Annotated in this window: 8 protein-coding genes and 1 pseudogene; 1 reads left to right on the top strand and 8 read right to left on the bottom strand. The window is 73.6% G+C overall.

The features are described from left to right. Together GTW08_RS19325 and metK are read right to left on the bottom strand one after the other, a co-directional pair. Positions 1–460, bottom strand: a pseudogene (locus tag GTW08_RS19325) (primosome assembly protein PriA); the annotation flags it as partial. A gap of 97 nt (positions 461–557) precedes the next feature. Next, positions 558–1775 carry a methionine adenosyltransferase gene (metK, locus tag GTW08_RS19320; RefSeq protein ID WP_073574698.1) on the bottom strand — a complete coding sequence of 406 codons (1218 nt, stop codon included), beginning with the start codon at positions 1773–1775 and terminating at the stop codon, positions 558–560. 330 nt (positions 1776–2105) lie between these two features. On the opposite strand from metK, the gene GTW08_RS19315 reads away from it, so the two are divergent. Then, entirely contained in the window at positions 2106–2627 is a 522-nt protein-coding gene (locus GTW08_RS19315; RefSeq protein WP_073574697.1) for a hypothetical protein, read from the top strand. 73 nt (positions 2628–2700) lie between these two features. Here the strand turns inward: GTW08_RS19315 and coaBC are convergent, their stop codons facing one another. The 6 genes from coaBC to carB form a co-directional block, all read right to left on the bottom strand. Then, on the bottom strand, positions 2701–3918 hold the full coding sequence (coaBC, locus tag GTW08_RS19310) for a bifunctional phosphopantothenoylcysteine decarboxylase/phosphopantothenate--cysteine ligase CoaBC (protein ID WP_073574696.1): 1218 nt from the start codon (positions 3916–3918) through the stop codon (positions 2701–2703). A 9-nt stretch (positions 3919–3927) separates the two neighbouring features. After that, positions 3928–4197, bottom strand: coding sequence for a DNA-directed RNA polymerase subunit omega (rpoZ, locus tag GTW08_RS19305; RefSeq protein ID WP_073574695.1), 270 nt, complete (start codon positions 4195–4197; stop codon positions 3928–3930). Positions 4198–4235: 38 nt separating this feature from the next. Continuing rightward, a complete protein-coding gene (gene gmk / locus GTW08_RS19300) occupies positions 4236–4826 on the bottom strand; it encodes a guanylate kinase (RefSeq protein WP_073575279.1) in 591 nt (196 codons plus the stop codon). A gap of 33 nt (positions 4827–4859) precedes the next feature. Next, positions 4860–5174 (bottom strand): integration host factor, actinobacterial type, encoded by a 315-nt coding sequence (gene mihF / locus GTW08_RS19295; RefSeq protein ID WP_020627642.1) that lies wholly within the window; start codon positions 5172–5174, stop codon positions 4860–4862. A gap of 509 nt (positions 5175–5683) precedes the next feature. Beyond that, entirely contained in the window at positions 5684–6517 is an 834-nt protein-coding gene (pyrF, locus tag GTW08_RS19290; RefSeq protein WP_073574694.1) for an orotidine-5'-phosphate decarboxylase, read from the bottom strand. Continuing rightward, on the bottom strand, positions 6514–9825 hold the full coding sequence (gene carB, locus GTW08_RS19285) for a carbamoyl-phosphate synthase large subunit (RefSeq protein WP_073574693.1): 3312 nt from the start codon (positions 9823–9825) through the stop codon (positions 6514–6516). Before carB ends, pyrF begins: the two co-directional genes overlap by 4 nt. Between the last annotated feature and the right edge of the window lie 174 nt (positions 9826–9999).

Here is a 9999-nt window from a genome sequence, read left to right as displayed (position 1 = left end):
CGACCGGGGCAGGCTCGGCGGCGCCGCGTTCCCGCGGGCTCTCGGACTCGACGCGGGCGTGCCGGGCGGGCACCGCGAGGCGCAGGACGTCGGCCATCACCCCGGCGTAGCGGTCGGCGACGGCCCGGGCCAGCCCGGCCACCTCGGCGGTGAGCACCGGTTCGGGCGAGACGACCTTGTCGACCCAGGCGAGCTTCCCGGCGTGGGCGGTGTCGTCGGAGCGCTCCAGCAGGAAGCCGTCGACCAGGCGGCCGGCGAAGCGCACCCGCACCCGCACACCGGGGACGGCGGCGTCGTCGAGATGGGTCGGGACGCGGTAGTCGAAGGTCCGGTCCAGGTGCGGCAGCGCGACGTCGACCAGCACCCGCGCGACCGGACGGGCCGGGGCGGGCTGCCACTGCCCCCGGTCGCGCCCCGGGCGGCGGGCGCGGGCCGCCGGTGCCGTACGCGGAGAGCTCACGTCGAGGGTCTACCACGCGGCACCGACGCCACCCGGAGACGCCCGTGGCCGCCGACCGCGCGGGGCGGTCGACGGCCACGGGGCACGTGCTCGGCGCTCAGCCGCCGGCGACCGACTTCAGGGCGTCGGCGCGGGAGGTGTCCTCCCACGGCAGCTCGACGTCGGTGCGGCCGAAGTGGCCGTACGCGGCGGTCGGCCCGTAGATCGGGCGCAGCAGCTTCAGGTCGCGGATGATCGCGGCCGGGCGCAGGTCGAAGACCTCCTCGATGGCGGCCTGGATCCGCGCCGGGTCGACGTTCTCCGTGCCGAAGGTCTCCACGAACAGCCCGACCGGGGCGGCCTTGCCGATCGCGTAGGCGACCTGGACCTCGATCCGCCCGGCGAGCCCGGCGGCGACGGCGTTCTTGGCGACCCACCGCATGGCGTATGCGGCGGAGCGGTCGACCTTCGACGGGTCCTTGCCGGAGAAGGCGCCGCCACCGTGGCGGGCCATGCCGCCGTAGGTGTCGACGATGATCTTGCGGCCGGTGAGGCCCGCGTCACCCATCGGGCCGCCGAGCACGAAGCGGCCGGTCGGGTTGACCAGCAGCCGCGGCTGCGACGGGTCCCAGCCCAGCGCCTCCACCTCGGGCGTGACGACGTGCTTGAGGATGTCGGGAGCCAGCATGCCGTCGAGGTCGACGTCCGCGGCGTGCTGGGAGGACAGGACCACGGTGTCGAGCCGGACCGGCTTGTCGCCGTCGTACTCGATGGTGACCTGGGTCTTCCCGTCCGGGCGCAGGTAGGGCAGCGTGCCGTTCTTGCGGACCTCGGTCAGCCGGCGCGACAGGCGGTGCGCCAGCGCGATCGGCAGCGGCATCAGCTCGGGGGTGTCCTCGCAGGCGTAGCCGAACATCAGGCCCTGGTCGCCGGCGCCCTGCTTGGCGATCTCGTCCTCGGCGGACTCGACGCGCTTCTCGTAGGCGGTGTCGACCCCCTGGGCGATGTCGGGCGACTGCGCACCGATGGCGATGTTGACGCCACAGGAGGAGCCGTCGAAGCCCTTGGCGGAGGAGTCGTAGCCGATCTCGAGGATCTTCTCCCGCACCAGCTGCGGGATCTCGACGTAGGCGTTGGTGGTGACCTCACCGGCGACGTGCACCTGACCGGTGGTCACCAGGGTCTCGACGGCGACCCGGCTGCTCGGGTCCTGCGCGAGCATGGCGTCGAGGATCGTGTCGCTGACCGCGTCACAGATCTTGTCGGGGTGGCCCTCGGTGACCGACTCGCTGGTGAACAGGCGACGGCTCGTGTTGGACACGCGCAGTTTCTCCATCCCGTTGGAAACGTTCTCCGCTCCGGCGCGACGACGTCGTCGCGCTCGCTCGGACGCACGACCATGATCGCGAGCGCCCCTCGGATGCAGGGTAGTCCAGACCGGCCGCCCGTACGGGACTCGCACGAGGGAACTCACACACGGAGCGTGACAACACCCGGAGAATCCGCTACCCGGTGTCGCCGGATGGGGTGATTGACCCTCTGCTCACGAATCGAACGGGCGTCGGCTCGTTGGGCGGGACAACACCTCGCACGCCCCGCGGGGTCGCCCACGAACGGATCCGCACGGTGGCCTCCCCGGCCCCGGCGGCACGGAGGTTGTTCCACCATGAAGCCGAACTCGCGACGCGTCGCAGCCGTCCTCGGCGCACTGGCCGTGGCCGGCGTCACCACCACCGGCATCGTCGCCGGCACCGCGTCGGCCGCCGGTACCGGCACCTGCACCCAGAGCGTCAACGTCCGCTCCGAGCCCGAGGCCGACGCGCCGATCGTCGGCGTGTGCGAGCGGGGTGAGTCCACCTCGACCGGAGAGACCCAGGACGGGTTCGTCGAGCTCCCCGAGTACGGCGGCTGGGCGATGACCCGGTACGTCTCGACCTCCGGCTCCGAGGGCTACGGGTCGTCGGAGGACTCGCTGACCCCGAGCAGCGCCGAGCGGTCGGCCCCGTCGACCTCGTCGCCGTCCACGTCGAGCCCGCGCTCGACCTCCTCGGCGACGCCGTCCACGTCCTCGCCGCGGTCGACCTCGTCGGCCACGCCGTCCACGTCGGGTGAGGGGTCGGGCGAGGGGTCCGACTCCTCCTCCGACGAGGCGGAGCCGACGCGCAGCTCCTTCTTCGACGAGGACTGAGTCCGGTCGCACACGACGACGGGCCCGCACCGGGGGTTCTCCGGTGCGGGCCCGTCGTCGTGTCCGGGGGTGCTCAGCGCAGGCGCGGGACGACCGCGTCCCAGATGCGGGAGGCGAGCAGCGCCTTCGAGCCGAACGGCAGCTCGTCCTCGCCGCCGTCGCGGGCGAGCAGCCAGCCGGCGTTGTCCGTGGTCTCGAAGGCCTTGCCGTCGCCGACCGCGTTCACCACCAGCAGGTCACAGCCCTTGCGGGCGAGCTTGGCGCGGCCGTGGTGGAGCACGTCCCCGTCGGCGTCGCCGGTCTCGGCGGCGAACCCGACCACGACCTGACCCGACCGCGGCGGGTCGGCCACGAGCCCGGCGAGGATGTCGGGGTTCTGGGTCAGCCGCAGCGGCGCCGGCTCCGCGTCGCCGCGCTTGATCTTGTCGGCGGCGGTGTCGACCGGCCGGAAGTCCGCGACGGCGGCGGCCATCACCACGGCGTCCGCGTCCACGGCCGCACCGCGGACGGCGGCCTCCATGGCGACGGCGGTCCCCGCGGCGACCACGTCCACCCCCGCCGGGGCGCCGAGGTCCGCGGTGTGCCCGGCGACGAGCGTCACCCGCGCGCCGCGCTGGGCGGCGACCCGGGCCAGCGCCCAGCCCTGCCGGCCCGAGGACCGGTTGCCGAGGAAGCGGACCGGGTCGAGGTCCTCCCGGGTCCCACCGGCACTGACGACCACGTGGCGGCCCTCCAGGTCCCGCGGCAGCGCGTCCGGGCGCTCCAGCAGCAGCCGGGCCAGGTCGACGATCTCGGCCGGGTCGGGCAGCCGGCCCTTGCCGGTGTCCGCGCCGGTCAGCCGGCCCGCGGCGGGTTCGATCACCACCGTGCCGCGGGCGCGCAGCAGGGCGACGTTGTCGACCGTCGCGGGGTGCTCCCACATCTCGGTGTGCATCGCGGGCGCCAGCACCACCGGGCACCGGGCGGTCAGCAGCGCCGCGGTCAGCAGGTCGTCGGAGCGGCCGTGCGCGAGGCGGGCCATGAGGTCCGCGGTGGCCGGGGCGACGACGACGAGGTCCGCGCCCTTGCCCAGGGCCACGTGCGGCACCTCGTGGACGTCGTGGAACACCCCGGTGGCGACGGGCCGGCCGGACAGGGCCTCGAACGTCGCGGCCCCGACGAACCGCAGCGCGGACTCGGTGGGGATCACCCGCACCGCGTGGCCGGACTCGGTCAGGCGACGCAGCACCTCGGCGCTCTTGTAGGCGGCGATGCCGCCGGAGACGCCGAGGAGCACCTCGGGAGGAGCCATCGAGAGGTCTTACTCGCCCTCGGTGTGCTCGAGCATCCCCGCCTGGATCTCGCGCATCGCGATCGACAGCGGCTTCTCGCGCGGGCCCGGCTCGACGAGCGGGCCGACGTACTCGAGCAGGCCCTCACCGAGCTGGGAGTAGTAGTCGTTGATCTGCCGGGCGCGCTTGGCCGCGTAGATGACCAGAGCGTACTTCGAGCTGACCTGGCCGAGCAGGTCGTCGATCGGCGGGTAGGTGATGCCCTCGGGGGCGGTGGCGGTGCCGGTGGGCGTGCTCACGTGGTGGACTCCTGAAGAACGAGGGGGACCTGGGGCGCTCAGACGGCGCCGCGGTCGACCGCCAATGCTACCAACCGGCCGATCACGGCCTGCAGGTCGTCGTTGACGACCACCTCGTCGAACTCCCCCTGGGCGTCCATCTCCTCGATGGCGGTCCGCAGCCGGCGCTCGCGCTGCTCGGGGGTGTCGGTGCCGCGGTCGGTGAGCCGGCGGGCCAGCTCCTCCATCGAGGGTGGCGCGACGAAGACGGTGACGGCCTCGGGCAGGACCCGTTTGACCGACCGGGCGCCCTGCAGGTCGACCTCGACCAGGACCGGACGGCCCCGGTCGAGAGCCTGCTCGACGGGCACCCGGGGCGTGCCGGAGCGCTGCAGCCCGCCGTGCACCTCGGCCCACTCGAGGAGTTCGCCGCGCTCGATGAGCGCGTCGAACTCCTCGCGGGACACGAAGCGGTAGTCACGGCCGTCCACCTCGCCCGGCCGCGCGGGCCGGGTCGTGGCGGACACGCTGAACAGCAGCTCCGGCAGCGCCTCGCGCAGTCCCGCGACCACGCTGCTCTTGCCCACCCCGGACGGCCCGGCCAGCACGAGCAGCCGCCCGCGGGCGGGGCCGGTCCGGCCGGAGGGCATGACGGAGGAGGTGTCGGTCACGGGACGCCCGGATCAGCTCGGGTAGCGCTCGAGCAGCGCCTTGCGCTGCCGGTCACCCAGGCCACGCAGACGGCGGCTGGTCGCGATCTCCAGCTCCTCCATGATCTGCTGGGCGCGGACCTTGCCGACGTTCGGCAGGGCCTCGAGCAGAGCCGAGACCTTCATCTTGCCGAGGACCTCGTCGGTCTCGGCCTTCTTCAGCACCTCCTCGAGGGTGGTGCCGCCGCGCTTGAGGCGGTCCTTCAGCTCGGCCCGGGCCCGGCGCGCGGCCGCGGCCTTCTCCAGCGCGGCGGCGCGCTGTTCCTCGGTCAGCTGGGGAAGGGCCACGGTTGGTTCCTCCGTACTTTCCTGTGTCGTTCTCGTCGTTCTCGCCGCCGTGATCCCGGCTCGCGCCGGGGTGTCGCGTCAGCGATCGGGTGGTGGGTCGCACCGACCCGTCCGGGGGACGTCCCCGGCGTCGTATTCGAACGTACCCACGACCTCCACGGAGGCGTCAATGGGGGTCCCACCTCCGGTTTCGGCCGTCAGGAGGTGATCAACGGCACCCTGTTCGAACCACGACAGGAGTGCCATCCGGCTCCCCCGTAGGGCGGGTCGGCGCAGTGCTGCCCGCCGGACGGGGCAGCCGGCCCGCCACCGGACGCGCCCGATCGACGTCCCGGTGCGCCCGGGGGCGCCCGGCGGGTGGAGTGGACCGCCCGGCGCGGGTCCGGCGTCGCCTGCCCACCACCGGACCCGTGCCGTCCCGGAGTCCATGATCGCGACGCGTGAGGTGTCCGGTGCCGGATCCGGCACCGGACACCTCACAGCAGACGATCATCGGGACCGGCGCCCGCTCAGTGCGCCCCGGCGGCGGTGGAGGCCAGCTCCTCCGCGAGCAGGTGTGCCGCGTCCCGCAGGGCGACGGTGTCGGGGCCGGCCCGCAGCACACCGCGCGCCGACACCGGCAGGACCGGGCCCGCGGTGCCGGCGAACCGCGACACCACGTCGGCCGGGCTCGCGCCCTGGGCACCGAGCCCGGGCACCAGCACCGGGCCGTTCAACGCGGTCAGGTCCAGGCCGTGCTCGTGGGTGCCGCCGACGACGACGCCCACCGCGCCGCGGGGCTGCGCACCGGCGTTGCGGGCGGCGGCGTCGTCGACCATCCGCTGGGCGACGCTCACCCCGTCCGCCGTCGTGGCGCACTGCACCGCGGCACCGTCCGGGTTGGACGTGCGGGCCAGCACGAACACCCCGCGCCCGGCCTCGTCGGCGGCGGTCAGCGCCGGCTCCAGCGACCCGAAACCCAGGTAGGGCGACAGCGTGAGCGCGTCCGCCGCGAGCGGCGCGCCGACGCGCAGATAGGCGTCGGCGTAGCCGTCCATGGTGGAGCCGATGTCGCCGCGCTTGGCGTCGAGCAGGGTCAGGGTGCCCGAGCCCGCGAACCCGGCGAGCAGCCGTTCCAGCACCGCGACGCCCGCCGAGCCGTGCCGCTCGAAGAACGCCGCCTGCGGCTTGACCACCGACACCGCCCCGGCGAACGCCGCGTGGCAGCGGTCGGCGAACGCGGCGAGGCCGTCGGCGTCGTCGGTGAGGCCCCAGGCCGCCAGCAGCGCCGGGTGCGGGTCGATCCCGACGCACAGCGGCCCGTGGGCGGCGACGGCCCCGTCGAGCCGGGCGGCGAAGCTCACGCCTTCGCCTTCAGCGCCGCGTGCGCCTGCTGGAGCGACCGCACGCCGAGCCCGCCCGAGGCGAGCGCCTCGATGCCCTGCACCGCGGCCGCGGTCCCCTGCACCGTGGTGATGCACGGCACCCCGCGCGACACCGCGGCGGCGCGGATCTCGTAGCCGTCGACGCGCGGACCGGGGTTCCCGACCGGGGTGTTGACGATCAGGTCGACGTCCCCGGCGAGGATGGTGTCGACGATCGTCGGGGTCTCCGGTCCGGATCCCTCGCTGTGCTTGCGCACCACGGTGACATCGATCCCGTTGCGGCGCAGCATCTCCGCGGTGCCCTCGGTGGCGAGGACCTCGAAGCCCATGTCGGCCAGGCGGCGGATCGGGAACACCATCGCCCGCTTGTCGCGGTCGGCGATGGACACGAACACCGTGCCCGAGGTCGGCAGCGAGCCGTAGGCGGCGGCCTGCGACTTGGCGAACGCCGGGCCGAAGGCGGAGTCGAAGCCCATGACCTCGCCGGTGGACTTCATCTCCGGGCCGAGCAGCGGGTCGACGCCCTGGCCCGCGGTGTTGCGGAACCGGTTGAACGGCAGTACCGCCTCCTTGACCGCGACCGGGGAGTCGGCGGGCAGCGCGCCGCCGTCGCCGGTCGCCGGGAGCAGGCCCTCGCCGCGCAGGTCGGCGATGGTGGCGCCGAGCATGATCCGGGCGGCGGCCTTGGCCAGCGGCACCGACGTCGCCTTGGACACGAACGGCACCGTCCGCGACGCCCGCGGGTTGGCCTCCAGCACGTAGAGCACGTCGCCGTGCAGGGCGTACTGGACGTTGAGCAGCCCGCGCACGCCGACGCCGTGCGCGATGGCGGCGGTGGCCTCGCGGACCTTCGCCAGCACCGAGGAGCCCAGCGTGATCGGCGGCAGGGTGCAGGAGGAGTCCCCGGAGTGGACCCCGGCCTCCTCGATGTGCTCCATCACGCCGCCGAGGTAGATCTCCTCGCCGTCGCACAGGGCGTCGACGTCGATCTCGATGGCGTCGTCGAGGAACTTGTCGACCAGCACCGGGCGGTCCGGGGAGATGGTGGTGGCGCGGGCGATGTAGCCGGCCAGGGTCGCCTCGTCGTAGACGATCTCCATGCCGCGTCCGCCGAGCACGTAGGACGGCCGCACCAGCACCGGGTAGCCGATCCGGGTGGCGATCCCCCGGGCCTGCTCGAAGGAGGTGGCCATGCCGAACTCCGGGGCGGGCAGGCCTGCCTTGCGCAGGACCTCGCCGAACGCGCCGCGGTCCTCGGCCAGGTCGATCGCGGCCGCGGAGGTCCCGACGACGGGCACCCCGGCGTCGGTGAGGCGCTGGGCCAGCCCCAGCGGGGTCTGCCCGCCGAGCTGCACGATGACGCCCGCGACGGTGCCGGAGGCCTGCTCGGCGTGCACGACCTCCAGGACGTCCTCGAAGGTCAGCGGCTCGAAGTAGAGACGGTCGGCGGTGTCGTAGTCGGTGGACACCGTCTCCGGGTTGCAGTTGACCATGACGGTCTCGAACCCGGCGGCACGCAGCGCCATGACCGCGTGCACGCAGGAGTAGTCGAACTCGATGCCCTGCCCGATGCGGTTCGGGCCGGAGCCGAGGATCAGGACCTTCGGCTTCTCGGTCTGCGGGGCGATCTCCGACTCGGCCGCGGGGTCGGTCTCGTAGGCCGAGTAGTGGTACGGCGTCCTCGCCGCGAACTCGGCGGCGCAGGTGTCGACGGTCTTGTAGACCGGCCGGATACCGAGGCGGTGGCGCAGGGTGCGCACGCCGTCCTCACCGGCGAACTCGGGGCGCACCGCGGCGAGCTGACGGTCGGACAGGCCGTGGCGCTTGGCCCGGCGCAGCAGGTCGGCGTCGAGGACGGGTGCGGCCTCGAGCTCGGCACGGATCTCGCCGAGCAGCGCGATCTGGTCGACGAACCAGGGGTCGATGCCGGAGGTCTTGGCGACGTCGTCGACCGACTGGCCGGAGCGCAGCGCGCGCTCGACCTCGTAGATGCGGCCGTCGACCGGGACGGTGTACTGCGGTTCGCCCTCCGGGTCGGGAGCGGTCCAGAACCCGGCCCGCTCCCGCTCCATCGAGCGCAGCGCCTTGCCCAGCGCCTCCGGGAACGAGCGGCCCAGCGCCATCGCCTCGCCGACGGACTTCATGGTCGTCGTCAGCTCGGGGTCGGCGCCGGGGAACTTCTCGAACGCGAACCGCGGGATCTTGACCGCCACGTAGTCCAGCGACGGCTCGAACGCGGCGATGGTCTCACCGGTGATGTCGTTGCGGATCTCGTCGAGGGTGTAGCCGACGGCGAGCTTCGCGGCGATCTTGGCGATCGGGAAGCCGGTGGCCTTCGACGCCAGCGCGGAGGACCGCGAGACGCGCGGGTTCATCTCGATCACGACCAGGCGCCCGGTCTCGGGGTGGATCGCGAACTGGATGTTGCAGCCGCCGGTGTCGACGCCGACCGCGCGCAGCACGGCGATGCCGACGTCGCGCATGTGCTGGTACTCGCGGTCGGTCAGGGTCATCGCCGGGGCGACGGTGATCGAGTCACCGGTGTGCACGCCCATCGGGTCGATGTTCTCGATGGAGCAGATGACGACCACGTTGTCGTGGTGGTCGCGCATGAGCTCCAGCTCGTACTCCTTCCAGCCGAGCACCGACTCCTCGATGAGGACCTCGGTGACCGGGGAGGCGGCGAGCCCGGCGCCGGCGAGGCGCTCCAGGTCCTGCGCCGAGTGCGCCATGCCCGAGCCGAGCCCGCCCATGGTGAACGACGGCCGGATGACCACGGGCAGGCCCAGCTCGTCGGCGGCGGAGCGGACCTCCTCCATGGAGTGGCAGACCCGGGAGCGGGGGACGTCGCCGCCGACCCCGATCACGATGTCCTTGAACTTGAGCCGGTCCTCGCCGCGCTCGATGGCGTCGACGTCGGCGCCGATCAGCTCGACGCCGTGGCGCTCCAGGGCACCGTTCTCGTGCAGCGCGATCGCGGTGTTCAGTGCGGTCTGCCCGCCCAGGGTCGCGAGCATCGCGGTGACCGGGGTGCCGTTGTCGCGCTCGGCGACGATGACCTTCTCGACGAACTCCGGGGTGATCGGCTCGACGTAGGTGGCATCGGCGAACTCCGGGTCGGTCATGATCGTCGCCGGGTTGGAGTTGACCAGGGAGACCCGGATGCCCTCGGACTGCAGCACCCGGCACGCCTGGGTGCCGGAGTAGTCGAACTCGCAGGCCTGACCGATGACGATCGGCCCGGAGCCGATCACCATGACGTGGTCGATGTCGTCGCGGCGGGGCATCAGTGGTCCTCCTGCCGGGCCTGGTCGTGCCGGTCCGGGTGCTGCGGGGTGGATGGGGATCCGGTGGGCGGTGGCGGCCACGGGCGGTCGTCGACGGGCCGGGCACGGCCGGACACCGGGTCGCCGCCCGGTGCCGGGTCGGCCGGGGTGTCCTCGGCGTCCGGGGCGGCGGCG

Origin of the sequence: Pseudonocardia sp. SID8383 (assembly GCF_009864975.1) — a bacterium.
Classification (GTDB): Bacteria; Actinomycetota; Actinomycetes; order Mycobacteriales; family Pseudonocardiaceae; genus Pseudonocardia; species Pseudonocardia alni.
The sequence above is the reverse complement of the archived record's forward strand: the minus strand, read 5'-3'. Positions and strand labels throughout refer to the sequence as shown.

Bases quoted from the DNA above. Each gene is read 5' to 3' on its own strand.
- GTW08_RS19315 (WP_073574697.1), top strand. From the start codon at position 2,106: ATGAAGCCGAACTCGCGACGCGTCGCAGCCGTCCTCGGCGCACTGGCC.
- coaBC (WP_073574696.1), bottom strand. From the start codon at position 3,918: ATGGCTCCTCCCGAGGTGCTCCTCGGCGTCTCCGGCGGCATCGCCGCC.
- metK (WP_073574698.1), bottom strand. From the start codon at position 1,775: ATGGAGAAACTGCGCGTGTCCAACACGAGCCGTCGCCTGTTCACCAGC.
- gmk (WP_073575279.1), bottom strand. From the start codon at position 4,826: ATGCCCTCCGGCCGGACCGGCCCCGCCCGCGGGCGGCTGCTCGTGCTG.
- carB (WP_073574693.1), bottom strand. From the start codon at position 9,825: ATGCCCCGCCGCGACGACATCGACCACGTCATGGTGATCGGCTCCGGG.